Below are 22,499 nucleotides of genomic sequence, written 5' to 3'. Positions count from 1 at the left end.
ACCGCAGCGGCCGGGGCGAAAGCCCCGGCCGTTTCGCGTTCGCCCCCCAGCCTGCGGTCTTCACCCCCTGTAAACCCTGTCCGACGCAGGGTCCGCGCATTCCTTCCCCCCATTTCGGGAGAGCGCCGCGCATGACCATCCGGGCCCGCATTCTGCGTCTGACCCCCGCCGCCGTGGCGATCCTGGCCGCGATCGCCGTGACCGTCGTCGCGGCGTCCCTGTTCGAAGGCGCCGCGCGGGAGCGTCAGGCCCAGGCCCAGGCCCGCGAACATGCCGCCGACGCGGCGCGGATCGGGTTTCTCGGCGCGGCCGAGGCGACCCAGCGCTTCGCCGCCGCCCCCTCCGACGCGATCGAGGCGGAGTACCGCGCCGAAATGGGCCGCGCCGAGGCGGCGTTGGCCCGCCTCGCCGGAGCGGGACCCGCGCCCGAGCTCGCCGCCCTCTCCGCGGCCGTTGCCCGGCACCGGGATCTCTTCGACAGGCTGGTCGAGGTCGAGCGGGCGCTCGGCTACGACGAGACCCAGGGCCTGGAAGGCGCCCTGCGCGCCTCGGTCCACGCCGTCGAGACCCGGCTGGACGAGATCGGCTCGGCCGAGCTCGCCGCCAAGATGCTGATGATGCGCCGGCACGAGAAGGACTTCATGATGCGCGGCGGCGCCAAATACGTCGAGCGGCTCGACGCGCGGATCGAGGAGTTCGCGGCCTTCCCCGAAGCGCTGTTCCCCTCCCCCGCCGCGCGGGAGGAGATCCTGGCCCTGCTCGCCGCCTACCAGGCCGACTTCCACCGCTTCGCCGAGATGCGCACCCGATTCTCCGGCCTGAAGGACGAGATGGCCCAGACCCTCGCCGCGGCGGCCCCGCCCTTCCAGACGCTGGCGGCGTCCGCCCGCGCCGAGGCTTCGGCGGCGGACGAGGCGGCGGGCTTCGCCTCCACCGCGCGCATGACCGGGGTCGGGATCGCGATCGTGCTGGGCGTCGCCGCGATGACCGTGATGACCCGCCGCATCGCCGCCGCCGTCAGCCGCCCCCTGGCCGAGACCGCCTCGGCGCTCTCCGACGTCGCCGACGGCCGGCACGCCGACATGCGCGGGCGCGACTGCCCCGACGAGATCGGCGACATCGCCCGCGCCTTCGAGCGCCTGCAGGAACGCCTGCGCCGGGAAGGCGAGGCGCGCGAGGCCGAGCTGCGCGAGAGCGCCGAGCGCGACGCCCGCCGCACGCAGGCGGAGGCCGAGGCCGCCCGCGCCGCCCAGGCCCGCACCCGCCGGGTGATCGAGGCCATCGGCGCGGCGCTCGACCAGCTCGCCGCGGGCAATCTCGCGACCCGCATGGGCGCGGAGGTCGACGGCGAATTCGCCGCCCTGCGCGAGGCCTTCGACGACACGCTGCTGCGCCTCTCCGACCTCGTGCGCCGCATCCAGTCGGCCAGCGCCGCGATCGTCTCGGCGACCGACGGGTTCTCCTCGGCCTCCCGCGACCTCGGCGAGCGGACCGCCCGGCAGGCCGCCTCGCTCGAGGAGACGGCGGCGACGGTCGAGGAGATCTCGGCCACCATCCGCACCTCCGCCGACAGCGCGCGCCACGCCGACGCCGGCGTGCGCGAGGCCGCCCAGCGCGCCGACCGCGGCGGCGTGGTGGTGCGCGACGCGGTCGAGGCGATGAGCCGGATCGAGGACAGCGCCGGCCGGATCTCGGCGATCAACTCGGTGATCGATTCGATCGCCTTCCAGACCAACCTCCTGGCGCTGAACGCCGCCGTCGAGGCCGCCCGCGCGGGCGAGGCCGGCAAGGGCTTCGCCGTCGTCGCCTCCGAGGTGCGCACGCTGGCCCAGCGCAGCGCCGCGGCCGCGCGCGACATCTCGGCCCTGATCGGGGAGAGCGCGGGCCACGTCGACCAGGGCGCCCGCCTGGTGCGCGAGACCGGCGCCGCGCTGGCCGAGATCGAGCAGTCGATCTCCACCATCGTCTCCGACATCGCCGGCATCTCCTCGGCGGGGGCGGAGCAGGCGACGGCGGTGGGCGAGATCGGGACGACGATCAGCGCGCTCGACGACGCCACCCAGCGCAACGCTCAAATGGCCGAGGACGGCGCCGCGCGCGCCACGGCGCTGGCCGACGAGGCCCGGGCCCTCAACGCCCTGGTCGACGCCTTCTCGGTCGACGCCCCCGCCCGCCGCGCCGCCTGACGCCCCCGGGCCGGCGGCTCCCCTGGGCCGGGCCGGGGCCCCCGGAGGCCCCTCGCCTCGCCCCCGGTCAGGCGACCGTCGGGCGCGGCCGCCTCCCGGGCCCAGGACAGCGCCGCGCCTTCGAACCGGAGGCCGCGCGAGGGGGCCCGATGAGGGGGGCGCCGCCGCCGGCAAGGCCGGCTCGACCCGCGCCGCCGCCGCTCGGCAGGGCCGGCTCGGCCCACCGCCGCTCGACGAGGCCGGCCGACCCGGCCCCGCGGCCTCCCGGCACGGCCGGTTCAGCCCTTCGCCGCCCCGCCCTCCTCCAGCCAGCGCCGCGCCTGCGGGTCCGGGATCAGCTCGGCCAGACGCTCGGCGTAGCGGGGCAGCGCCGTCTCGGGGACGACCTCGCGCCAGCGCCCGGCGCCCCCCTTGGCGAAGAATCCGGCGTCGTCGTGCCAGAAGCCCGTGCCGGGCTCGGGCACGTAGCGATGGGCCTCGGCGCGCATCGTGTCGAAGGCGGTGGCCTGCACGATCGCGTCGATCAGCGCGGGCGAGGCCTCGACCCCGATCGCCCCGGCCAGCGCCTGCACCGCGCCGCGGTGGTCGGCGACCATGTCGGCGTAGTGCATCACCCGCAGGTCGGGCAGGCGCCCCGACAGCGCCGTCTCGCGGTAGTGGCGCGCGACCGTCGCCAGCGTGTCCTCGTCGTAGGCGCAGAGGTCGGCCGGATCCTCGAGATAGCCCGCCAGCGCCTCGTCCAGCGGCCTGCGCATGCGGTGGAAGGCCCCCGCCGTCGCCCGGTTAGCCACGTGGCTGCGCAGCGACACGAAGACGTCCAGCGGGTGGCGGTAGACCGCGATCACCGTCACCCCCTCCCACGCCGGGAAGCCGTCGGCGGGGGTGTGGGTCTTCACCACCCGCCGCCCCTCCTGCGCGGCGAGGTTGGCGCGCACCGTCTCCGCCTCGCCCAGCACCGAGTCGACCCAGGGGCTGACCACGCCGATCCGCTCGCCGAGGTCGGCGCGCCCCGCCAGCAGCATCGCCACCATGGTCTGCGTCCAGGTGGTCCCGCATTTCGGCGGCGTGCAGACCAGCACGTCGCCGCGCCGCGGGGTCCAGGTGGACCAGCGCTCGGGGCAGGTGACGTCGCCGCGGTAGGTCGCGACGGCGGGGGCGAGCTCGGTCGCCTCGGTCATCATCTCGATCTCCCCTCTCTCGGGGCCGCGCGTCGGCGGCGCCCCGATTCCGCCACGAAGATCGGCCCAACGTCACGCCCGACGCAACGGAATCCGCCATGGGAGGCGCGCAGGAGATGTCGGGCGAGGTCACGGTGCTGGTCGGCGCCACCAAGGGCGCGTTCCTGATGACCGCGGACGCCGGGCGGGACGGCTGGCGCATCCGCGGCCCGTTCTGCGACGGCTGGCCGATCAACCACATGCTGGGCGACCCCGCCACCGGCCGCCTGTGGGCCGTGGGCGGGGGCGAGTGGACGGGCGCGGGCGTCTGGCGCTCGACCGACGGGGGCGAGAGCTGGACCCTCAGCCTGCTCGCCAACGGGCAGATGGACGAGTTCCTCGCGCAGAACGCCGATATGCGGGCCTACATGGGCCGCGAGCCGTCCCCGCCCGCCCCCTTCACCGGCGAGATCGACGCGCTGTGGTCGATCGCGCGGGCGGCCGACGGCACGCTCTACGTCGGGGCCAAGCCCGCGATGCTCTACGTCAGCCGCGACGACGGCGAGACCTGGGAGCGGGTGCAGGGCCTGGCCGACCACCCCTCCCGCGACGGGTGGGAGCCGGGGGGCGCGGGCCTGACCCTGCACACCATCGTCACGGACCCAAGCGATCCCGCGAAGCTGTGGCTCGGCATCTCCGCGGCCGGCGTCTTCGCGACCGAGGACGCGGGCCGGACGTGGGAGCGACGCAACCGCCTGGCCAACGACGCCCCGGCCCCCGCGCACGACCCCGGCCACGATCACGGCCACGACCACCCCGGCGAGGACCCGCGCGAGGTCGGCCACTGCGTGCACAACATGGTCCGCGCCCCGGGGCCGGAGGGCGACCTGCTCTACCAGCAGAACCACCACGGAGTGTTCCGCTCCCACGACGGCGGGCGCAGCTGGCGGGAGATTTCGGGCGGCCTGCCCTCGACCTTCGGCTTCCCGGTGGCGGTGCACCCGCGCGATCCGCTGACCCTGTGGACCCTGCCCCTGAACGGCGACACGCTCGGCCGCTTCCCGCCCGAGGCGGCGGCGGCGGTCTGGCGCTCCCGCGATGGCGGCGAGGGCTGGCAGGCGCTGCGCGAGGGGCTGCCGCAGGCGGCCTGCTACTTCACCGTGCTGCGCCAGGCGATGGCGGTGGACCGCAGCGAGCCGGTCGGGGTGTATTTCGGCACCAACAGCGGCTCGATCTTCGTCTCGCGCGACGAGGGCGAGACCTGGGAGGAGCCCGCCCGCCACCTGCCCACGGTCCTGTGCGTCGAGGTGATGGCGCATCCCTGAGCGTCGGGCCCGCCATCCGTCGTGACCCCGCGCCCCCGGCTTGCTAGACCGGGGCCGGCCCCGCCCGCCCCGCGCGCGGGGCCCGCGACGGAGGCGCCGATGACCACGACATCCCAGACCCTGACGCTGGCCGGCTTCGCCGCCGCCCTCGCCGCCCGCGCCGAGGGGCGCGCGCGCCTGCTGGTCGCGCTGGTCGGCCCGCCGGGCGCGGGCAAGTCCACGGCCTCCGAGGCGCTGGCGACCCTGCTGACCACGCGCCACGCCCTTCCCGCCCAGGTCGCCCCCATGGACGGCTTCCACTACGACGACGGCGTGCTGCGCGAGCGCGGCCTGCTGCCGATGAAGGGCGCGCCCGAGACCTTCGACGTCGGCGGCCTCGCCGCCCTGCTCGACCGCCTGCGCGCGGGCGGAGAGGTCGCGGCCCCCCTGTTCGACCGCACGCTCGAGATCTCGCGCGCGGGCGCCCGGATCATCGCCCCGCAGACGCGGGTGGTGGTGGTCGAGGGGAACTGGCTGCTGCTGAACCAGGCCCCGTGGGATGCGCTCGCGCCGCGCTTCGACGTCACGGCGATGCTCGCCTGCGATCTCGACACCCTGCGCGCGCGCCTGACCCGGCGCTGGCGGGACCTCGACTTCACGCCCGAGGCGCTGGCCCGCAAGCTCGACGAGGTGGACCTGCCCAACGCCCGCCGGATGCTCGAGAACAGCCGCCCGGCGGAGTTCATCGTGGACGGAACCGACCCCGCCGCCCTCTGACCGTTGCGCGCGGCGCCCTTCGGCGTTATGACGCGGCCCTCTTTCCGCAGGAGATTGCCATGCATCGCTCCCGGCACGGCGAAGGCCGCGGCCCCTCCCAGCGCCAGTTGAAGGTCGGCGAGCTCGTGCGCCGGGCCGTCTCCGACGTGCTGATGCGCGGCGACCTGCACGACCCCGACCTCGAGCGCTTCTCGATCACCGTCTCCGAGGCCCGCATGTCCCCCGACCTGCGCCACGCGGAGATCTTCGTGATGCCGCTGGGCGGCGCCGGCGCGGACGAGGTGGTGGCCCTGCTCGACCGCAACCGGCAGGAGCTGCGCCGCGCGGTGACCCGCGAGGTGAAGCTGAAGTTCTCTCCCGACCTGCGCTTCCGCCTCGACCGCAGCTTCGACCGCATGGACGAGACGCGCCGCCTGCTCGCCGACGACCGGGTGAAGCGCGATCTCGACGCGGACGAGGAGGACGACGCGGACCTCGACGACGTCGAGGACGGGGCCCGCGACGAGGACGACGGCCGCGGGGAGGCCCGCTGAGCCATGGGCCGGCGCAAGAACGGCCGCGACGTCCACGGCTGGCTGATCATCGACAAGCCGCTGAACGTCGGCTCGACCGAGGTGGTCTCCAAGGCCCGCTGGGCGCTTCAGGCGAAGAAGGCGGGCCATGCCGGCACGCTCGACCCGCTGGCGACCGGCGTGCTGGCGGTGGCCTTCGGCGAGGCGACCAAGACCGTGCCCTTCGTCACCGACGGGCTGAAGGGCTATCGCTTCACCGTCCGCCTCGGCCAGCGCACCACCACCGACGACCGCGAGGGGCCGGTGGTCGAAAGCTCCGACGCCCGCCCCACCGACGACGAGATCCGCGCCGCCCTGGTCCCGTTCCGCGGCGACATCCAGCAGGTGCCGCCCCAGTTCTCCGCCGTGAAGGTGGACGGGGAGCGCGCCTACGACATCGCCCGCGACGGCGAGACGATGGAGCTCGCCGCCCGCCCCCTGCACGTGGCGAAGCTGGAGCTGGTCGCCCGCCCCGATCCCGACCATGCCGAGCTGGAGATGATCTGCGGCAAGGGCGGCTACGTCCGCTCCATCGCCCGCGATCTCGGCGAGGCGCTGGGCTGCCACGGCCACGTCGCGGCCCTGCGCCGCACCTTCGCCGGCCCCTTCCGGGTCGAGGACGCGAAGATCGCCTTCGAGGATCTCGATCGCCTGCGCGAGGCGCCCGAGACCGCGCCGCTGGCGCCGCTCGAGCTCGGCCTCGCCGACCTGCCCGAGGTGCGGGTGAGCGAACAGGCCGTCGCCGACCTGCGCCAGGGCCGTCTCGGCGCCGCCACCCACGCGCCGGACGGCATCGCCTGGGGCGATCCCTGCTGGGCCTCCCGCGGGGGCGAGGCCATCGCGGTGGGCGTTTGGGAAGGCGGCCGGGTCAAACCCAATCGCGTCTTCGTGCGCGAGGGCTGACGCCGTCGACGCCCGCCCCACCGTGCCCGCGCGCTAGCGTTTTACCGGCGGCAGGCAAGGCTCTCACGCGAATTTTAAGTCAGTGATCCCAATGGCTTGGGGCTCCGTAACCACTTTCCGAGACGCCGATGAGGGCGTCGTTGGCAAGAGAGAGGAGCCCCCCATGCTTCGCACCATCCCCCTCGCCCGCACTTCCATCGCCCTGGCCGCCGCCGCGCTGGCCGGCGGGATCGCCACCGCCGCCTGGGCGGACAACCACGCCGCGAAGAAGACCATCGTCGAGATCGCCGTGGAGAACGGGAACTTCACCACCCTCGTCGCCGCCGTGAAGGAGGCGGGCCTGGTCGAGACCCTCTCCGGCGAGGGTCCGTTCACCGTCTTCGCCCCCACCGACGCCGCCTTCGAGGCCCTGCCCGAGGGCGCGCTCGACCAGCTCCTCGCCGATCCCGAGGCGCTGAAGGAGGTGCTGACCTACCACGTGATCCCCGCGAAGGTGATGTCCACGGACCTGTCCGACGGCATGACCGCGACCACGGTCTCGGGCGACGACGTGACCATCACCATCGACGGCGACGCGGTGATGGTGGACGGCGCGACCGTGTCGACCGCCGACATCGAGGCGTCGAACGGCGTGATCCACGTCATCGACGCCGTGATCCTGCCCGCGTCGTAAGGCAGGTCCCCAGGCGCCGCCCGCCGTCCCCCTCCTCCGTGGCGCGGGCGGCGCCGCCCCCCCCCGCGGGCCTCAGCCCAGCAGGCCCGTCGCGCCGTCGATCGCGAGCTTGGTCCCGGTCAGCGTCAGCAGCACGTAGAGCACGCGGAAATACCACCGCTCCGGCACGTGGGTGTGGGCCCAGACCCCGGCGAGGAAGCCCAGCACCGCCAGCGGCGCGAGGACCAGCGCCGCCATCGGCTGGCCCTGGTCGAACAAGCCCACCGCCCAGTAGGGCCCCAGCTTCACCAGGTTCACCCACCAGAACAGGATCACCGTGGTGGCCTGGTAATGCGTCTTCTCCAGACCCCGCCCCAGCAGGTAGATCGCCGCCGGCGGCCCGCCGGCGTGGCTCGCGAAGCTGGTGAAGCCGCAGACCGCCCCCCAGAAGCCGCCCCGCGCGCCGGAATAGGGCCGCCCGCCGCCGCCCGCCATCCAGCCCCGCGCGCGGGCGAGCTGGAAGGCCACGAAGCCCAGCGCGATCAGGCCGATCATCAGGCGCAGCCCGTCGGTTGGAATCAGGCTCACGAAGATCGCGCCAAGGGCGATCCCGGGCACCGCGCCGGCCATCAGGGCGCGCGCGTCGGGCCAGCTCCAGCGCCGCCAGTAGGCGCGCAGCCCGGTCAGGTCCATCACGCACAGCAGCGGCAGCATCACCCCCACCGCCACCTCCGGCGGCAGGGCCAGCGCCATGATCGGGGTCGCGGCGAAGCCCGCCCCGCCCCCGAATCCGCCTTTCGAGATCCCCGCCACCAGCACCGCCGGCGCCGCGGCGGCCAGGAAAAGGGGATCGAACGGATCGAGGATCATGGGGGTCCTTCCGGTTGAAACCGCTGAAACGGGGCGGGAAATCCGGGCGCCGCGGGGGCGCGGGGGCCGCCCGCCCCGCAAACGCGCCCGTTCGCGCTTGCGGCAGGACGCGGAACGGAGTAGCCCCGAGCCCCGGATGGAACCATTCGCGGGAGAGATCGCAAGATGTCCAGACCCAAGATCGCCCTGATCGGCGCCGGCCAGATCGGCGGCACCCTCGCCCACCTCGTCGGGCTGAAGGAACTGGGGGACGTCGTCCTCTTCGACATCGCCGAGGGCACGCCGCAGGGCAAGGCGCTCGACATCGCCGAGAGCTCGCCGGTCGACGGCTTCGACAGCGCCATGACGGGCGCCAACGACTACTCGGCGATCGCCGGGGCCGACGTGTGCATCGTCACCGCCGGCGTGCCGCGCAAGCCGGGCATGTCGCGCGACGACCTGCTGGGCATCAACCTCAAGGTCATGAAGGCCGTGGGCGAGGGCATCGCCGCCAACGCGCCGAACGCCTTCGTCATCTGCATCACCAACCCGCTCGACGCGATGGTCTGGGCGCTGCAGAAGTTCTCGGGCCTGCCCAAGGAGAAGGTCGTCGGCATGGCCGGCGTGCTCGACTCCGCGCGCTTCCGCTACTTCCTGGCCGAGGAGTTCGGGGTGTCCGTGAAGGACGTCACCGCCTTCGTGCTGGGCGGCCACGGCGACACCATGGTCCCGCTGACCCGCTACTCCACCGTCGCCGGCATCCCGCTGCCGGACCTGGTGAAGATGGGCTGGACCACGCAGGAGAAGCTGGACGCCATCGTGCAGCGCACCCGCGACGGCGGCGCCGAGATCGTGGGCCTGCTGAAGACCGGCTCCGCCTTCTACGCGCCCGCCGCGTCGGCCATCGCCATGGCCGAGAGCTACCTCAAGGACCAGAAGCGCGTCCTGCCCTGCGCCGCGAACGTGGACGGCGCCTACGGGCTCGACGACATGTACGTGGGCGTGCCCACGGTGATCGGCGCCAAGGGCATCGAGAAGATCGTGGAGATCGAGCTCGACAAGTCCGAGAAGGCGATGCTCGACAAGTCGATCGAGGCCGTGAAGGGCCTGGTCGAGGCCTGCAAGGGCATCGACGGCTCGCTCGCCTGATCGCCTGGGCGCGACGCAATCGACGCCCCCGCCCGGGAGACCGGGCGGGGGCGTTCGCGTTTCACGGGCGCATTGCTTCCGCACAGCCCGCGCGACATGATCGTCTTCATGATCGATTTCAAAGCCGCGCCTTTGCGCTCCTGTTTTTCACCGCCCATTCCCCAGATCGCCGAGGCGGCGGAGCTGCTGTCCCGTGCCGCAGACGCCCATCTCGCCGGCGACGCCGCCGAGGCCGAGCGCCTGATCCGTGCCGCCGACATGCCTCCTATCGCGGCCTGGACGAGATCGATCTTCGGCAAGGTGAATCCCGACCTGCACGCTTTCCGCCAGACGGCAGACGCGCCCCCGCTCGTGGCGAAGGCCGACCGCCCGCGCCCCCGGATGCCGGGCGTCGCGATCAAGAAGGCGATCGAGGCGCGCGATGGGCTGCGTTGCCGCTTCTGCGGCATGCCGGTCATCCGTCCCCAAGTGCGCGCCCGCCTCCACGCGCTCTACCCCGACGCCGCCCGCTGGGGCCCGCGCGACAGGGAACAGCATGCCGCGCTGCAGTGCATGTGGCTCCAGTACGACCACGTCCTGCCCAACAGCCGCGGCGGCGACAGTTCGCCCGAGAACGTCGTGGTGACCTGCGCGCCGTGCAATTTCGGCCGCGGGAACTGGACCGTCGCCGAAGTCGGGATCGCGGACCCCCGGGACCGCGCCCCTGGGCCGGTGGAAGGCTGGGACGGGCTGGACCGGCTGCTTGAGGCCGCGCCGCATCCGGTCGCGCGAGAGGCGGCCCGCGCTCCGGACGAGACGCCGGCCCGGGAGCCAGAGTTCGATTCCGGCCTGGCCGACGCGCTGGACGAGTTCGAAGAGGCGCTCGCCGACCGCGGCGCTTGGGTCGACGTCTCGCCCCGCCGGGCGCGGATCTACCGGTGGCGCGCGCCGGGCGGCCAGACCTTCACCCTGGGCGCCGCCTGCGCGGACGGAACGTTCGAAACCTATCTCGTCGGCTGGCCGGCCGAAACGTCGGGCCCGCTGCCTCTCGCCCATGCGTTCCTGCGGCTGCTGGCGGGAGCCTTGGGCGGCGCGGTGCGGGAGACGCCGACCGGCCATCAGTGGCACGTCCGCGGCCCCGACGGCGCGCAACCGAGGCTGACGCTCGTGCTGGAACGATCCGACGCCTGCCTGAGCGTCATCGACGCCTATCTTGCCGCGCTCGCTGGAGCCGTGAACCGGACCTGAGCGCCCCGCGCGCTTGCCACCCGCCCCCCCTTGCGCTACCCGAAGGCATCCGTACGAGGAGCCGAAGCCGATGGACAAGTTCACCAAACTCGAGGGCGTCGCCGCGCCGCTGCCGATCGTCAATGTCGACACCGACATGATCATCCCCAAGCAGTACCTTAAGACCATCAAGCGCACCGGCCTCGGCAAGGGTCTCTTCGACGAGATGCGCTACGACGCCGACGGGAACGAGAACCCGGACTTCGTGCTCAACAAGCCGGCCTATCGCAACGCCCAGATCCTGGTCGCGGGCGAGAACTTCGGCTGCGGCTCCTCGCGCGAACATGCGCCCTGGGCCCTGCTCGACTTCGGCATCCGCTGCGTGATCGCGCCCAGCTTCGCCGACATCTTCTTCAACAACTGCTTCAAGAACGGCATCCTGCCGATCGTTCTGCCGCAGGAAGAGGTCGACAAGCTGATGGACGACGCCGAGCGCGGGTCCAACGCGGTGCTGACCGTCGACCTCGAGAATCAGACCATCCACGGCCCCGACGGCGGAGAGATCGCCTTCGAGGTGGACCCGTTCCGCAAGCGCTGCCTGCTCGAGGGTCTCGACGACATCGGCCTGACCATGGAGAAGGCGTCGGCCATCGACGACTTCGAGGCGCGCGCGCGCGCGACCCAGCCCTGGCTCTCCGCCGCCGGCTGAGGCGGCGCCTGACGCGCCTGGGGCAGGCGGGCGGGCTTTCCTGGCCCCGCCTGACCCAGGGACAGGTGCGCGACGCCGCCCTCCGCGCCATCCTGGTGACCCTGGTCGCCGCCCTGCCCGCCCTGGCGCTCGCCGGCGGGCCGGGGGGCGAGCAATCGCGCACCGCGGGCCTGCTGCTGGCCGCCGCCGCCGGCCTCTACGTGCTGGTCGAGTACGGCGCCCGCACCCCGGCCCTGATCGACTTCCGCTTCGCCCCGCCGATCAACCGCCTGCGCTTCGCGCTGGCAGCGCTGACCTTGGTCGCGACCACCGCCTGCGTGGCCTTCGCGGGCCAGCCGGGGCCGCTGGGGGCCACCTTCGCGCGCTTCGGCGCGGCGATGGACTTCGCCTTCAGCCCGGTGCGCATGGCGGCGGACATCTTCACCCGCGCCTCGGCACCCGCGCCCGACCCGTCGGTCGAATACGCCGCCGCCACCGCCTTCTGCGTGGCGCTGACCTGCGCGGTCGCCTTCGGCGCGGCGATCTGGTTCGGCCCCTGGCCGCGGCTGAGCGAGCGGCTGAACCTGCTGGTGAACCTGCCCACCTCCGACATCGAGGACGACGGCCGCGGCGCCCGGCGGCTGACGCTGATGGGCGCGCAGGTGCTGGCCACCGCCGCCGGCTCGCTGTTCGCGATGCTGGTGGTGGGCGGCTTCGCCGTGGCGCTGCTGTCCCCGGACCTCGAGATCTCGCCGCTGGCGCTGGTCTGGTCGGCGACGATCTGGGCGGGCGCGCCCGGCACGATGGTCCTGCGGGGCGTGGCGCTGCTGAAGCTCGCGCAGCGCCTGCGCCGGGACGGGGACCTGGGCGGACGTCGGCCGTGAGGCGCAATCCATGAGACGCCGCGCGGCCCGCCTGCGCCCGGCGCTCGCCGGCGCGCTGGCCCTCGCGGCGGCGGCGCTGGCCGCTCCGGCCCCCGCGCAGGACTGGCCGCCCCCGCCCGCCGAGGGCTCGGTCCGCGTGGCGACCTGGAACGTCTCGCTGTCGCGGGCGGGGGCGGGCCTCGCCTGGAAGGCCGTCGCCGAGGTCCACGACCAGGCCCGCGACGTGGCCCGGGTGATCCGCGCCGTGCGCCCCGACGTGCTGCTGGTGCAGGAGCTGGACCACGACGCCGAGGGCCGCGCCCTCGCCGCGCTCGCCGACCTGCTGGCGCAGGCGGGGCCGGAGGGCGCGCCGGGTCTCGACTATCCCTACCGCTTCGCCGCCCCCTCCAACACCGGCGTGCCCAGCGGGCTCGACCTCGACGGCGACGGCGAGGTCTCGGGCCCCGGCGACGCCTGGGGCTGGGGCCGCTTCGCCGGCCAGTACGGCATGGCCGTGCTCTCGCGCCTGCCGCTCGACGTCGAGGGCGCGCGCAGCTTCCGCCTGCTGCCCTGGGCCGCGATGCCGGGGAACCTGCTGCCCGCCGATCACTACGACCCCGGGACGGCGGCGCGCCTGCGCCTGTCCTCCAAGTCGCACTGGGACCTGGCCGCCACCCTGCCCGACGGGCGGCGGCTGCACCTGCTCGCCAGCCACCCCACGCCCCCGGTCTTCGACGGGCCCGAGGATCGCAACGGCCGCCGGAACCATGACGAGATCCGCTTCTGGGCCGACTATCTCTCGGGCGAGGGCTGGATGGTCGACGACGCCGGCCGCGCCGGCGCGCTGCCGCCTGAGGCCTCGGCCGTGGTGCTGGGCGACCTGAACGCGGACCCGGCGGACGGCGACGGACGGCGGCAGGGCATCCGCGCCCTCCTCTCCCACCCCCGCCTGCAGGACCCGCGCCCCGCCAGCCCCGGCGCGGCCGCGGCCGCCCGCGCGCAGGGCGGCGCGAACGACGGCCAGGCGGGGGACCCCGCGCTCGACACCGCCGACTGGCGCGACGAGCGGGGGCCGGGGAACCTGCGGGTGGATTTCGTGCTGCCGACCCGCGATCTCGAGGTCACGGGCGCCGGCGTGTTCTGGCCCGCCCCCGACGATCCGCGCGCGGCCTGGGTGGCCGGGGGACGGCGGCCCGCCACCTCGGATCACCGGCTGGTCTGGGTGGACCTGCGCTGAGGCGCAGGGCGCCGCCCGCCAGGGCCCGGCGCCGCGCCTTCGGGGCGGGTCTCGAGAGGCCCCGGGCCAGGCCCGGGGCGCCTCGCGCCCGCGCTCCCCTCAGCGCCGCTTGATCTTCTTCAGCGCGGCCGAGAAGGCCATGCAGGGCTTGCCGTTCGCGGTCAGGATCCCGCGCACAAACACCAGGCTGCCGCCGGCGCGGGTGACCTCGCCGCGGGCCTCGACCACGTCGCCCTCGTTCGCCGCGCCCAGGAACTCGGAGTTGAAGGTCGCCGTCACCGCGCCGGCGGCGTCGCGCAGATCCTCCTGCGCGAAATGGAACAGGGCGTGGTCGGCGAAGGTCATCAGCACGCCGCCATGCACCACGCCCAGCCCGTTGAGGTGGCGCTTGTCGACCTTGAAGGCGCACTCGATGGTGCCGTCGGGCAGGCGGCGGGAGTAGAACGGGCCGCAGTGGTTCCACTCGAACGTGTCGCGCGGCAGGATCTTCCAGCCGGCGAACTCCCCCTCGGTGATGGTCTGGAGACCCGGCCGATCCGTCGGCTTCGCCTGCTCCGCGCTCATCGGCGCACCTCCCGTGTCGTTGTCGCTTGCCAGTCGGCAGGTAGACCTAAAACGATCGGGAAGGCCAGAGGGGCCGCGACCGCTAGGGCCGGCCCGGAGGCGCGCTCACTCCGCGTCCCGCCCCCGCCGCTCGCCCCCGCCCGTGGCGAGGTCGCCCAGCGCGCGGGCCACCAGGTTGCGGGCCTTGGGCGCGGGCAGGGCCGCGAAGGGCAGCGGGCGGCAGACCTCGATCGCCGCGACCCCGACGCGCGCGGTCAGGGCGCCGTTCACCAGCCCCTCGCCGAAGCGACGCGAGAGCTTCGCGAGGATCCCGCCGCCCAGCACCGGGCCCAGCAGGTCGTCGCCGGCCGCGACCGCGCCGGTGGCGACCAGATGCGCGGCGACGGCGCGGAACAGCCGCCAGGCGCCCAGCGCCCCGCCGCGCCCGCCGTAGATCTCGGCGATGCGGCGGATCATGCGCAGGTTCAGCGACAGCGCCGCCAGCACGTCCGCCGCGGGGATCGGCACCAGCGCCGTGGCGGTGGCGACCTGGCGGGCGGTCTTCTCGGCCACGCGCCGCGCCTCCTGGTCCAGCGGCGTCAGCCACTCCCGCTCCGCGAGCGTCAGCAGGCCCTCGGCGTCGATCATCTCGGCGCGCCGCTCCCGCACCCGCTGGGAGGCCCACTCCAGGTCCTTGCGCGGAGCGTAGAGGCGGGCGAGCCGGTCGACCGCCCCCGCCGCCCGGTCGCGGTCGGCCTCGCGCAGGGCGCGCTCGGCCTCGGTCCGCGCGGCGTCGATGCGGCCCAGGCGGATCAGCGCCCAGGTCTCGCGCCCCAGCAGCACCAGCAGCGCGCCCAGCGCCACCGCGCCCAGCACCGCGGCGGCGAGGCCCACGGCCGGGTTCGTCTCGATCAGCCCGCGCACCCAGTCGAAGGCGGCGACCGTGACGAAGACGCCCAGGAACCCGCCAGCCGAGGCGAGGAAGATCGCGAAGGGCCCCGTCCGCCCCTTCGCCGCGGCGATCGAGGTGGCGCGCGTCATCGCCTGCCCCTCGGCCGGGGCGTCCCAGGGGGGCGTCTCCTCGGGCGGGGGCGGAGGCGCGGCAAGCGCGGGGTCGTCGTCCTCGATCAGCACGGGCGCGCGGCGGGGGAGGGGCTTGGTCTCGTCGGTCACAGCTTGTCTCCCAGCAGGAACTGGGCGGCCCGGTCCAGCCGCACGTGGGGCGGGCCGTCGCCGGGCTTCAGGCTCAGCTTCGGGGGCGAGAAGGTCATGGCGCGGAAGCCGCCCTCCAGCCAGCCCCGCTCGGGGTCGTGGCCGGCCTCGGTCCCGTGGCGCGCGGCCTCGAGCACGGCCGACGGGCTCTCGGGCAGGTCGCCGGGGAAGAGCGCCGCCTCCCGCCCCGTCTCCGCCAGCCGCCCGCGCACGCAGGGCAGCGCCCGGCCGTCGCGCATCACCTCCTGCTCGGCGGTGGCGCGGATCGCGGCGATGGCCATGGCGCGGGTCTTGGCGCCCCTGAACGAGGCGCGGTCCTCCGCCTCCCGCAGCAGGGCGCGCAGGATCGCGGTCAGGCGGTCGTGCTGGGTGTGGTGGATGTGGTCGGCCTTGGTGGCCGCGAACAGGATCCGGTCGATCCGCCGCCCCAGCAGCGGCGCGAGCCACGAGCGCTCCCCCGGGCGGAACGCCTCCAGGATCTTGGGAAGCGCGCGGCGCAGGTCCTCGACCGCCGCGGGACCGGAGTCGAGGGCGCTGAGCAGGTCCACCAGCACCACCTGCCGGTCCAGCTTCGCGAAATGGTCGCGGAAGAACGGGCGCACCACGGCGCGCTTGTAGGCCTCGAACCGCCGGTCGAGCTCCGCCCGCAGGCCCTTGCGCGGCCCCGGCGGCAGCGGCGCGAAGGCGAGCGCGGGCGAGCCCTCCAGCTCTCCCGGCATCAGGAACCGCCCGGGCGCGAGGCCCGAGAGCCCCGCCTCCCGGCAGGCGCCGAGATAGGCGGTGAAGGCGGCGGCGAGCGCGCGGGCGTCGGCCTCCTCGAACGGCTTGCCCTCGAGGTCGTGGGCGAGGCGCAGCCAGTCCTCGGCGAGCGGCCCGCGGGCGGGCTCCTGCGCCTCGGCGATGGCGCGGGCGGACCACTCGGCGAAGGACTGGGACATCAGCGGCAGGTCCAGCAGCCACTCGCCCGGGTAGTCGGTGATGTCGAGATGCAGCGCGCCGGGCCCCGTCAGCCCCCCCAGAAGCCCGCCGGGACGGGTGCGGAAGCTGAGCCGCAGGGTCGAGACGTTGCGCGTCGAGCTCGGCCAGCGCGGCTCGGGCCCCAGCAGGGCGGCGCGGTGATCCTCGTAGGCGAAGCGCGGGGTCTCGCGGTCCGGGCCGGGGCGCAGGGCGGCGGCGAGGATCCGCCCCTCGGCCTGCGCGTCGAGATGCAGCATCCGCCCGCGGTCGAGCAGGTTCGCCACCAGCGAGGTGATGAACACGGTCTTGCCGGCGCGCGACAGGCCCGTCACGCCCAGCCGCAGCGTCGGCTCGGTCAGGCCGCTCAACCCCTCCTGCGCGTCCTCGACCCAGCGCGAAAGATCGTCGGCGATGTCGAAGATGCCCAAGAAACCGGTCCCTCCCCTTGCTCGGAGCACGATATAGGGCGGATCGGCCGGCCTAGGGAGGGGGGGCCTCGCCGAGGCGGGGCTCGTCTCGGGGGGCGCTGCGCGCAGGCGCCCGGATGGGCGGGGGTCCGCAGGCGCTCCTGACTCACCCAAGAACAAAGCGCCCGCGCCTGTTCTCCGGATCCGTCTCTCGCTGTTGATGCCTGAGCGACTCGGCCCCCGGGGTCAAGGACAAGCCCCGCTTCGCGGGGTCGCTGCGCGATCCTTGACCCCGGGGGCCGAGTCGCTCTGATCGGCATCAGCGAGAGACGGCTCCGGAGAACAGGCGCTGCCGGGGGGCGCGGGGGGCCGGCGGGCGCTTGCGTCGACCGGGGGCGCGGGGCATGAGGCGGCATGCCCCGTTACAAGCTCACCGTGGAATACGACGGCGCCCCCTTCGCGGGGTGGCAGCGCCAGGCGGACCAGCCCTCGGTCCAGCAGGCGATCGAGGAGGCGTTGCGCCGGCTCGAGGCCGACGCGCCGGGCATCGGCGGGGCCGGGCGCACCGACGCGGGCGTCCACGCCACCGGGCAGGTCTGCCATTGCGACATGAGCAAGGACTGGGAGCCGTTCCGCCTGTCCGAGGCGCTGAACTGGCACCTCAAGCCCGCCCCCGTCGCCATCGTCGCCGCCGAGCGGGCCGCCGACGACTTCCACGCCCGCTTCGACGCGATCGAGCGGCGCTACACCTATCGCGTCGCGATCCGCCGGGCGCCGCTGACGCTGTCGAAGGGCCAGGCTTGGCGGGTTCCGGGGCCGCTCGACCTCGACGCGATGCGCGAGGCGGCGGCGCGGCTGGTGGGGCGGCACGACTTCACCACCTTCCGCTCCACCCTGTGCCAGGCGAAATCGCCGGTGAAGACGCTGGACGTGCTGGACGTGGAGCGGACCGAGGAGGGCGTCGCCTTCCACCTGCGCGCGCGCAGCTTCCTGCACAACCAGGTGCGCTCCCTGGTGGGCACGCTGGAGCGGGTGGGCGCGGGCGCCTGGACGCCCGACCGGGTGGAGGCCGCGCTCGAGGCCCGCGACCGCGCCGCCTGCGGGCCGGTGGCGCCGCCCGACGGGCTCTACCTGACCCACGTGATCTACCCGGAGGGGTGATCCCGCCTCAGGGCAGCAGGGGCGCCAGCTTCGGCCAGGCCTCGGCGTCGGCCACCGACTTGTCGCGGCAGAACGGGTTGCAGAAGCCGATGGCGCGCCCGTCGATCTCGGCCAGCGAGTCCGCCGCCACCGGGCGGCCGGAGTAGGGGCAGGCCTCGTTGACCGGGGTCCGGCCCTCGTCGGGACGAATCGCGCGGGCGGGTCGGGGGGCGGGTCCGAATCGCCGGGCCTCGGGCAGATCGAATTCGTACTCATCGATCCGCCTTTTTTCGGCCACGCCCATCGCCCGCCAGCGCCGGAACGGCCCCCAGGCATAGAGCGCCTCCTGCAGGCGGGCGGTGACCTCGGATTCGCCGAGGCCATAGGTCACGAAGCGCGCGATCACAGGGGCGAACATCACGTCGGCCGCGCAGGGCCGGGCGCCGAACAGCCACGGCCCCTCGCCCCCGAACCGCTCGGCGGCCCAGGTCCACAGATCCTCGATCCGCGCCACGTCCTCGAGCACCTCGACCGAGGGCTCGAACCCGACGTAGCGCCGCGCGAGATTCATCGGGCAGGCGGCGCGCAGGGCCCCGAAGCCCGCGTGCATCTCGTTCGCGAGCGAGCGGGCGGCGCCGCGCGCCACCGGGTCGGCGGGCCACAGCCCGGCCTCGGGCCAGCGCTGCGCAAGTTCCTCGATTATCGCCGAACTTTCCCAGACCAGCGCCCCGTCGTCGAAGCGCATCGCCGGCACGGTCAGGGCCGGGCGGTTGTCCTCGCATAGCCTCGCGAAGGCCTCCGAGCCCTTGGGGGCCGAGCGCACGGCGCAGGGCGCGCCGGTCAGCTCCACCGCCAGCCAGGCGCGCAGGGACCAGCTCGAATAGGTCCGCTCGATGATCGACAATTCCATGGGCGTTCTCCGCAAGACGCGCCGGAGAATGCCCTGCCTTCGGGCGCGCGGAAACCGCGTTCGCGGGCCCCGCCAGGACCGCCTGCGTGAAATACAGGAAAACTCAGGGCAATTCCCGCTCGACAGGGCCCGGCGTCGGCGCGACCCTTCCGCCGAGGGCCGCCTTGCGGGCGATTCCCCATGTGTGGCGAGACCGGGTGATCCAACGCCACAGGGCCGCCGTAAACACCTGCGACGACTCATTGGGTCAAACGCCGGACCGCGTCGAACTGCCGGCGGATCAACAGGAGATGAACATGGCTCTCGATGGGAAGAATTCGAGCGCACTCACCCAGACCGCGATGAGCGCGGAACTTCTCGACGCCGAAACCGAGCTCGAGCTCGCCCGCCGGTGGCGCAACGACGGCGACGAGGCGGCTCTTCACCGCCTGGTCACCGCCTACATGCGCCTGGCCGTCTCGATGGCCTCCAAGTATCGCCGCTACGGCGCCCCGATGGCCGACCTCACCCAGGAAGCCGGCGTGGGCCTGATGAAGGCGGCCGAGAAGTTCGACCCCGACCGCGGCGTCCGCTTCTCGACCTACGCGGTTTGGTGGATCAAGGCCTCGATCCAGGACTACGTGATGCGAAACTGGTCGATGGTGCGCACCGGCTCCACCTCCTCGCAGAAGTCGCTGTTCTTCAACATGCGCCGCGTCCGCGCCCGCCTCGAGCGGGAGTCGGAGGCCACCGGCGACCACATGACCGGCGACGAGATCCGCCGCCGCATCGCCGAGGACCTGGGCGCGCCGCTGCGCGACGTCGAGATGATGGAGGGCCGGCTGGCCGGCTCCGACTTCTCGCTCAACGCCCAGCAGGCCGGCGACGAGGGCCGCGAGTGGCTGGAGACGCTGGAGGACGACGCCCCGAACCCCGAGGCGACCGTCGGCCGGGATCGCGACCTCGCCGCCGCCCGCACCTGGATCGCGGACGCGATGACGGCCCTGACCGACCGCGAGAAGATGATCATCGTCGCCCGCAAGATCGACGACGAGCCCGAGACGCTCGAGAGCCTGGGCGGCAAGCTCGGCCTGTCGAAGGAGCGGGTGCGCCAGCTGGAATCCCAGGCCCTGCGCAAGATGCGCCGCCGCCTGGAGGACACGCTGGGCGAGGCCCCCAAGGAGCTGGCCGCCGAGTTCTGAGGCGGCCGCCCCCCGCCCGATCCGGGCCCCGATCCGGGCGACGGGAAAGTTCGAACGACCGCGGATATGCCGTCCGCGGTCGTCGCTTTTTCAGGGGGAAGGATTTTCGCAGACGGTCATTGGGCCGGGCCGGGGTCGGTTGCGCGTGATCGGCAGGACCGGCCTGCGCGGCGTCGCTCCAGGCGAGCCCCGCGAGGAGACCCCGCAGCCAGCCCCCTGCCCCGCGCGGCGGGCGCGCTCATGCCGCCAGCCGCGCCGGGTCCAGCAGCGACATCCGCTTGCCCGGCAGCAGATCGTATGGCGCGCCCCAGCCCGGCAGCGCCCGGATCCGGTCCAGCCAGGCCGCGATCGCCGGATGGCTGGCGGGCCAGTCGAAGCCATGCTCCTCGGCCGCGTGGATCAGGTAGCCGCAGGCCGAGACGTCGGCGATCGTCGGCCGCGGCAGGGCGAGGAACGGGCTCGCCTGCAGCCTCGCCTCCAGCACCCCCAGCACGTCTCGCAGCCGCTTGCCCAGGAAGCGCAGGTCGGCCGGGTCCGGCGCCTCGACGAAGGCGCGCAGGTAGCGGTAGGGGGCGAGGTATCCCGTCAGCTTGTGATTGTCCCAGAACAGCCAGCGCAGGATCTCGAACCGCTCCTCCTCCGTCTCCGGGCCGTACTGGCCGAAGCGGTCGGCCAGGCGCAGCAGGATCGGCGCGGTCTGGGTCAGCCTGCGACCGTCCTCCTCCAGCACCGGGATCTCGCCCATCTCGTTCACCGCCGCGCGCCATTCCGGCGTGCGGGTGACGCCGGCGGCGAAGTCGGTCCACACCGGCTCGAACCGCTCGCCGCACAGGGACAGCATCAGCGCAAGCTTGTAGCTGTTGCCGGATTCAGGGAAGTGATGGAGGCGATAGCGCGGCGTCATGGGCCTCTCCCGTCGCGGCGCGCGATCCGGGAATGGAACGAGCGACTCGTGTGACAGAACATTTGTTCTACGGCTATGCCCGACCGCCCCTCCGGTCAAGCCCGACGGGGCCGGCATGACCCTGCCGGAGGACCCCGTGCTGGAGGCCGCCCTGCGCGTGATCGGGCGCCGCGGGCTCGAAGCCCTCACCCACCGCGCGGCGGCGGCCGAGGCCGGCGTCTCGCTGGGCGCCGTCACCCACCGCCACCGGCGGCGCGACGACCTCGCGCGCGCCGCGCTCGACTTCGCGGTGGCGCGGGAGACGGCGCGCGCCGACGCCTTCGCCCTGCGCCTGCAGTCGCAGGCCTTCGACCTCGCCGCCTGGAGCGCCGCCGTCGCCGCCTGGTACGCGCGCGAGATGGAGGAGCGCGCGGAGGTTCACGCCGCCTGCTGCGAGGCGCTGCTCGCCGCCGGCCGCGACCCCCGCCTGCGCCCGACGCTGGAGCGCTGGATCGCCGCCTGGCGCCGCGCCCCGGCCCTGGCCCTGCGCGCCGCCGGCGACCCGGAGCCCGAGGCCGGCGCCGCCGTGCTGGTCGACGCGGTGCTGGGCGCGGTGATGCGCCAGCTCGCCGTCCCCGACCCCGACTTCGAACCGCGCCTCCGGGCGACGCTGACCCGCCTCTGCGCCGCGCGGGCGGAGCCCGCCGGCCCTCCTGCCGATTGACCCGCGTTCAGCTGTGAAATAAATCACCCGGGCAATCGTGATTGTAGAACCCCTTCCCTTCCAGGGTGCGATGCGCCATGTGGAGCGCTGTCCCGCGTCCGCCTGCCCGATGGCGAGGCGCGGCGTCGGCTGATAGGACGAGGCGGACCGGAGGAAGAGCGGGATGCGTGCGATGCAGCAGGAGATCCAGGGCGGCGAGACCGCGGCGGAGTTCGAGTGCCCCGCCTCCGCCTTCGCGGAAAAGGTGCTGTCGGTGAAGCATTACACCGACCGCCTGTTCAAGTTCCGCCTGTCGCGGCCCCCGAGCTTCCGCTTCCGCTCGGGCGAGTTCGTGATGATCGGCCTGCCGGGCGAAAAGCCCGTGTGGCGCGCCTATTCCATCGCCTCGCCCAGCTGGGACGAGGAGCTGGAGTTCTACTCGATCAAGGTCCCCGACGGGCCCCTGACCTCCCAGCTCCAGAAGATCCAGGTCGGCGACACCGTGTGGTTCCGCAAGAAGCCGACCGGCACGCTGGTGCTCGACGCGCTGGTTCCGGGCAAGCGGCTGTGGATGTTCTCGACCGGCACCGGCATCGCGCCCTTCGCCTCGGTCATCCGCGACCCCGAGACCTATGAGAAGTTCGAGGACGTGATCCTCCTGCACACCTGCCGCGACGCCGCCGAGCTGACCTACGGCCAGGAGCTGGTCGAGGCCACGAAGGGCGACGAGCTGGTGGGCGAGGAAGCCTCGAAGAAGCTGCGCCTGTTCTCGTCCACCACCCGCGAGACGACGGACGTGATGGGCCGCCAGACCGACCTGATGGCCTCGGGCAAGCTGTTCGAGATGCTGGGAGTCCCCCCGATCAGCCCCGAGACCGACCGCGGCATGATCTGCGGCTCGATGGCGATGCTCAAGGACACCAAGGCCGCGCTCGAGGGCTACGGCCTCGAGGAGGGCGCCAACAACCGCCCCGCCCAGTTCGTGGTCGAGCGCGCCTTCGTCGGCTGACGCTCCCTCCATGATGACGAGAGCCCCGGGCG

At 73.9% G+C, this 22,499-nt stretch carries 22 protein-coding genes; 15 read left to right on the top strand and 7 right to left on the bottom strand.

The genetic code is table 11. The features are described from left to right. Positions 1–131: 131 nt before the first annotated feature. Positions 132–2,186: a methyl-accepting chemotaxis protein gene (locus P2H44_RS02430; RefSeq protein WP_275761824.1), complete on the top strand. Its 2,055-nt coding sequence runs from the start codon at positions 132–134 to the stop codon at positions 2,184–2,186. A gap of 278 nt (positions 2,187–2,464) precedes the next feature. On the opposite strand, the gene P2H44_RS02425 is transcribed toward P2H44_RS02430, so the two are convergent. Beyond that, the gene (locus tag P2H44_RS02425) at positions 2,465–3,367 is read right to left on the bottom strand and encodes a sulfotransferase domain-containing protein (protein ID WP_275761823.1); all 903 of its coding nucleotides are present in this window, start codon (positions 3,365–3,367) and stop codon (positions 2,465–2,467) included. A 95-nt stretch (positions 3,368–3,462) separates the two neighbouring features. Here P2H44_RS02425 and P2H44_RS02420 point away from each other — a divergent pair, with 95 nt between their 5' ends. The 5 genes from P2H44_RS02420 (at position 3,463) to P2H44_RS02400 (ending at position 7,551) form a co-directional block, all read left to right on the top strand. Then, positions 3,463–4,668, top strand: coding sequence for a WD40/YVTN/BNR-like repeat-containing protein (locus P2H44_RS02420; RefSeq protein ID WP_275761822.1), 1,206 nt, complete (start codon positions 3,463–3,465; stop codon positions 4,666–4,668). A gap of 99 nt (positions 4,669–4,767) precedes the next feature. After that, positions 4,768–5,424 (top strand): AAA family ATPase, encoded by a 657-nt coding sequence (locus P2H44_RS02415; RefSeq protein WP_275761821.1) that lies wholly within the window; start codon positions 4,768–4,770, stop codon positions 5,422–5,424. Between the two features lie 59 nt (positions 5,425–5,483). Then, complete coding sequence (rbfA, locus tag P2H44_RS02410) at positions 5,484–5,957, top strand: 30S ribosome-binding factor RbfA (protein ID WP_275761820.1); 474 nt, start codon at positions 5,484–5,486, stop codon at positions 5,955–5,957. 3 nt (positions 5,958–5,960) lie between these two features. Beyond that, positions 5,961–6,878 carry a tRNA pseudouridine(55) synthase TruB gene (gene truB, locus P2H44_RS02405; protein WP_275761819.1) on the top strand — a complete coding sequence of 306 codons (918 nt, stop codon included), beginning with the start codon at positions 5,961–5,963 and terminating at the stop codon, positions 6,876–6,878. 163 nt (positions 6,879–7,041) lie between these two features. Continuing rightward, on the top strand, positions 7,042–7,551 hold the full coding sequence (locus tag P2H44_RS02400; protein ID WP_275761818.1) for a fasciclin domain-containing protein: 510 nt from the start codon (positions 7,042–7,044) through the stop codon (positions 7,549–7,551). Positions 7,552–7,623: 72 nt separating this feature from the next. On the opposite strand, the gene P2H44_RS02395 is transcribed toward P2H44_RS02400, so the two are convergent. After that, the gene (locus P2H44_RS02395; protein WP_275761817.1) at positions 7,624–8,400 is read right to left on the bottom strand and encodes a sulfite exporter TauE/SafE family protein; all 777 of its coding nucleotides are present in this window, start codon (positions 8,398–8,400) and stop codon (positions 7,624–7,626) included. Between the two features lie 165 nt (positions 8,401–8,565). Here P2H44_RS02395 and mdh point away from each other — a divergent pair, with 165 nt between their 5' ends. From mdh to P2H44_RS02370, 5 genes are all read left to right on the top strand, one after another. After that, positions 8,566–9,528, top strand: coding sequence for a malate dehydrogenase (gene mdh, locus P2H44_RS02390; RefSeq protein WP_275761816.1), 963 nt, complete (start codon positions 8,566–8,568; stop codon positions 9,526–9,528). Between the two features lie 108 nt (positions 9,529–9,636). After that, positions 9,637–10,755, top strand: coding sequence for an HNH endonuclease (locus P2H44_RS02385; RefSeq protein ID WP_275761815.1), 1,119 nt, complete (start codon positions 9,637–9,639; stop codon positions 10,753–10,755). Positions 10,756–10,825: 70 nt separating this feature from the next. Beyond that, the gene (gene leuD / locus P2H44_RS02380; RefSeq protein WP_275761814.1) at positions 10,826–11,443 is read left to right on the top strand and encodes a 3-isopropylmalate dehydratase small subunit; all 618 of its coding nucleotides are present in this window, start codon (positions 10,826–10,828) and stop codon (positions 11,441–11,443) included. 65 nt (positions 11,444–11,508) lie between these two features. Further along, positions 11,509–12,306: a hypothetical protein gene (locus tag P2H44_RS02375; RefSeq protein WP_275761813.1), complete on the top strand. Its 798-nt coding sequence runs from the start codon at positions 11,509–11,511 to the stop codon at positions 12,304–12,306. Between the two features lie 10 nt (positions 12,307–12,316). Further along, the gene (locus P2H44_RS02370; RefSeq protein WP_275761812.1) at positions 12,317–13,522 is read left to right on the top strand and encodes an endonuclease/exonuclease/phosphatase family protein; all 1,206 of its coding nucleotides are present in this window, start codon (positions 12,317–12,319) and stop codon (positions 13,520–13,522) included. A 99-nt stretch (positions 13,523–13,621) separates the two neighbouring features. On the opposite strand, the gene P2H44_RS02365 is transcribed toward P2H44_RS02370, so the two are convergent. The 3 genes from P2H44_RS02365 to P2H44_RS02355 form a co-directional block, all read right to left on the bottom strand. Next, positions 13,622–14,086, bottom strand: coding sequence for a PaaI family thioesterase (locus P2H44_RS02365; RefSeq protein ID WP_275761811.1), 465 nt, complete (start codon positions 14,084–14,086; stop codon positions 13,622–13,624). 105 nt (positions 14,087–14,191) lie between these two features. Next, positions 14,192–15,238 carry a YcjF family protein gene (locus P2H44_RS02360; protein WP_275761810.1) on the bottom strand — a complete coding sequence of 349 codons (1,047 nt, stop codon included), beginning with the start codon at positions 15,236–15,238 and terminating at the stop codon, positions 14,192–14,194. Continuing rightward, a complete protein-coding gene (locus tag P2H44_RS02355) occupies positions 15,235–16,662 on the bottom strand; it encodes a YcjX family GTP-binding protein (RefSeq protein ID WP_275761809.1) in 1,428 nt (475 codons plus the stop codon). Before P2H44_RS02355 ends, P2H44_RS02360 begins: the two co-directional genes overlap by 4 nt. Positions 16,663–17,055: 393 nt before the next feature. Here P2H44_RS02355 and truA point away from each other — a divergent pair, with 393 nt between their 5' ends. After that, positions 17,056–17,802: a tRNA pseudouridine(38-40) synthase TruA gene (gene truA, locus P2H44_RS02350; RefSeq protein WP_275761808.1), complete on the top strand. Its 747-nt coding sequence runs from the start codon at positions 17,056–17,058 to the stop codon at positions 17,800–17,802. A 7-nt stretch (positions 17,803–17,809) separates the two neighbouring features. Here the strand turns inward: truA and P2H44_RS02345 are convergent, their stop codons facing one another. Further along, complete coding sequence (locus P2H44_RS02345; RefSeq protein ID WP_275761807.1) at positions 17,810–18,691, bottom strand: glutathione S-transferase; 882 nt, start codon at positions 18,689–18,691, stop codon at positions 17,810–17,812. Between the two features lie 296 nt (positions 18,692–18,987). Here P2H44_RS02345 and P2H44_RS02340 point away from each other — a divergent pair, with 296 nt between their 5' ends. Further along, the gene (locus P2H44_RS02340) at positions 18,988–19,872 is read left to right on the top strand and encodes an RNA polymerase factor sigma-32 (protein WP_275761806.1); all 885 of its coding nucleotides are present in this window, start codon (positions 18,988–18,990) and stop codon (positions 19,870–19,872) included. 238 nt (positions 19,873–20,110) lie between these two features. Here the strand turns inward: P2H44_RS02340 and P2H44_RS02335 are convergent, their stop codons facing one another. After that, positions 20,111–20,776 carry a glutathione S-transferase family protein gene (locus tag P2H44_RS02335; protein WP_275761805.1) on the bottom strand — a complete coding sequence of 222 codons (666 nt, stop codon included), beginning with the start codon at positions 20,774–20,776 and terminating at the stop codon, positions 20,111–20,113. A 115-nt stretch (positions 20,777–20,891) separates the two neighbouring features. Between P2H44_RS02335 and P2H44_RS02330 the strand changes: the two genes are divergently transcribed. Both P2H44_RS02330 and P2H44_RS02325 read left to right on the top strand, forming a co-directional pair. Beyond that, on the top strand, positions 20,892–21,479 hold the full coding sequence (locus P2H44_RS02330; RefSeq protein WP_275761804.1) for a TetR/AcrR family transcriptional regulator: 588 nt from the start codon (positions 20,892–20,894) through the stop codon (positions 21,477–21,479). Positions 21,480–21,651: 172 nt separating this feature from the next. Then, on the top strand, positions 21,652–22,467 hold the full coding sequence (locus P2H44_RS02325; protein WP_275762094.1) for a ferredoxin--NADP reductase: 816 nt from the start codon (positions 21,652–21,654) through the stop codon (positions 22,465–22,467). Positions 22,468–22,499 lie beyond the last annotated feature (32 nt).

The organism is Albimonas marina (assembly GCF_029223255.1).
Taxonomy (GTDB): domain Bacteria; phylum Pseudomonadota; class Alphaproteobacteria; order Rhodobacterales; family Rhodobacteraceae; genus Albimonas.
This window is presented reverse-complemented; position numbering and strand designations above follow the sequence as displayed.

Excerpts from the sequence above, each read along its gene's own strand:
- P2H44_RS02430 (WP_275761824.1), top strand. The coding sequence starts at position 132 with ATGACCATCCGGGCCCGCATTCTGCGTCTGACCCCCGCCGCCGTGGCG.
- P2H44_RS02425 (WP_275761823.1), bottom strand. The coding sequence starts at position 3,367 with ATGATGACCGAGGCGACCGAGCTCGCCCCCGCCGTCGCGACCTACCGC.
- P2H44_RS02420 (WP_275761822.1), top strand. The coding sequence starts at position 3,463 with ATGGGAGGCGCGCAGGAGATGTCGGGCGAGGTCACGGTGCTGGTCGGC.
- P2H44_RS02415 (WP_275761821.1), top strand. The coding sequence starts at position 4,768 with ATGACCACGACATCCCAGACCCTGACGCTGGCCGGCTTCGCCGCCGCC.
- rbfA (WP_275761820.1), top strand. The coding sequence starts at position 5,484 with ATGCATCGCTCCCGGCACGGCGAAGGCCGCGGCCCCTCCCAGCGCCAG.
- truB (WP_275761819.1), top strand. The coding sequence starts at position 5,961 with ATGGGCCGGCGCAAGAACGGCCGCGACGTCCACGGCTGGCTGATCATC.
- P2H44_RS02400 (WP_275761818.1), top strand. The coding sequence starts at position 7,042 with ATGCTTCGCACCATCCCCCTCGCCCGCACTTCCATCGCCCTGGCCGCC.
- P2H44_RS02395 (WP_275761817.1), bottom strand. The coding sequence starts at position 8,400 with ATGATCCTCGATCCGTTCGATCCCCTTTTCCTGGCCGCCGCGGCGCCG.
- mdh (WP_275761816.1), top strand. The coding sequence starts at position 8,566 with ATGTCCAGACCCAAGATCGCCCTGATCGGCGCCGGCCAGATCGGCGGC.
- P2H44_RS02385 (WP_275761815.1), top strand. The coding sequence starts at position 9,637 with ATGATCGATTTCAAAGCCGCGCCTTTGCGCTCCTGTTTTTCACCGCCC.
- leuD (WP_275761814.1), top strand. The coding sequence starts at position 10,826 with ATGGACAAGTTCACCAAACTCGAGGGCGTCGCCGCGCCGCTGCCGATC.
- P2H44_RS02370 (WP_275761812.1), top strand. The coding sequence starts at position 12,317 with ATGAGACGCCGCGCGGCCCGCCTGCGCCCGGCGCTCGCCGGCGCGCTG.
- P2H44_RS02365 (WP_275761811.1), bottom strand. The coding sequence starts at position 14,086 with ATGAGCGCGGAGCAGGCGAAGCCGACGGATCGGCCGGGTCTCCAGACC.
- truA (WP_275761808.1), top strand. The coding sequence starts at position 17,056 with ATGCCCCGTTACAAGCTCACCGTGGAATACGACGGCGCCCCCTTCGCG.
- P2H44_RS02345 (WP_275761807.1), bottom strand. The coding sequence starts at position 18,691 with ATGGAATTGTCGATCATCGAGCGGACCTATTCGAGCTGGTCCCTGCGC.
- P2H44_RS02340 (WP_275761806.1), top strand. The coding sequence starts at position 18,988 with ATGGCTCTCGATGGGAAGAATTCGAGCGCACTCACCCAGACCGCGATG.
- P2H44_RS02335 (WP_275761805.1), bottom strand. The coding sequence starts at position 20,776 with ATGACGCCGCGCTATCGCCTCCATCACTTCCCTGAATCCGGCAACAGC.
- P2H44_RS02330 (WP_275761804.1), top strand. The coding sequence starts at position 20,892 with ATGACCCTGCCGGAGGACCCCGTGCTGGAGGCCGCCCTGCGCGTGATC.
- P2H44_RS02325 (WP_275762094.1), top strand. The coding sequence starts at position 21,652 with ATGCAGCAGGAGATCCAGGGCGGCGAGACCGCGGCGGAGTTCGAGTGC.